The sequence below is a fragment of the Nesterenkonia haasae genome (assembly GCF_010119385.1).
Taxonomy (GTDB): Bacteria; Actinomycetota; Actinomycetes; order Actinomycetales; family Micrococcaceae; genus Nesterenkonia; species Nesterenkonia haasae.
Genome location: NZ_VFIE01000025.1, coordinates 248 through 472 on the forward strand (window position 1 = coordinate 248; position 225 = coordinate 472).

The following is a 225-nucleotide window of genomic DNA, read 5'->3' on the forward strand; positions in this document are numbered from 1 at the left end:
CCCGAGTATGAGTGGAAGAGTCGATCGGGTGCTCTCCGCAGGGACTTCCGTTACTGTGCTGGAGCAGCGCGGTAGTTGGTACCGGGTTCGTGCCAATGGCAATACCGGTTGGGTCTGGGGCGACTACCTCAACGTTTCTTCTGGGTCCTCCAATTCTGGTTCTTCGAGTTCTGGGTCCTCAAGCTCAGGCAGTTCGTCTTCTGGCTCGTCCTCCTCTTCGGGTTC

General features: G+C 57.8%; 1 protein-coding gene. It reads left to right on the forward strand.

Annotated features, from left to right (window positions below; all coding sequences use genetic code 11):
- Positions 1 to 7: 7 nt before the first annotated feature.
- Positions 8 to 225: SH3 domain-containing protein (locus FH975_RS17105; RefSeq protein ID WP_407938635.1), on the forward strand; the 218-nt coding region annotated here is incomplete at its 3' end.